Origin of the sequence: Curtobacterium sp. MMLR14_010, assembly GCF_001865015.1 — a bacterium.
GTDB lineage: Bacteria > Actinomycetota > Actinomycetes > Actinomycetales > Microbacteriaceae > Curtobacterium.
The window spans coordinates 1-404 of the sequence record NZ_MJGV01000033.1; the positions used below are offsets into that span (position 1 = coordinate 1).

Genomic DNA, 404 nt, shown 5'->3' on the forward strand with positions numbered 1-404 from the left:
CCCGGCGACCCCATCGTGGTGCGCGTCACCGACAAGGCCACCAACTTCGACACCTGGTACGTCTACAAGGTCACCGACAGCCAGATCGTCACACCCGACCACGTCGAGACCATCGCCCCCGTGCCGAACAAGCCCGGCGTCGAACCCAGCGCCGAGGACCGCTGGCTCACCCTGACGGCATGCCACCCGATGTGGTCCGCCCGCGAGCGCTTCGTCACCCACGCCAAGCTCGACTACTGGCTGCCCGCGTCGGAGGGCACCCCCAAGGAACTCTCGGAGACCGCCAAGTGATCTTCCCGTTCGTCTGGCGGGTCCTGCCCGGTCCCACCGCCCTCAAGGTCATCGAGCTGCTCCTGCTCCTCGCCGTCATCGTCTTCGCGCTGTTCACCTGGGTGTTCCCCTTC

1 protein-coding gene is annotated in these 404 nt (G+C 67.1%); it reads left to right on the top strand.

Going from position 1 to position 404, the window contains the following annotated elements; translation table 11 throughout:
* On the top strand, positions 1-291 hold a 291-nt coding region (locus BIU98_RS07690; protein ID WP_139200621.1), incomplete at its 5' end, for a sortase.
* Between the last annotated feature and the right edge of the window lie 113 nt (positions 292-404).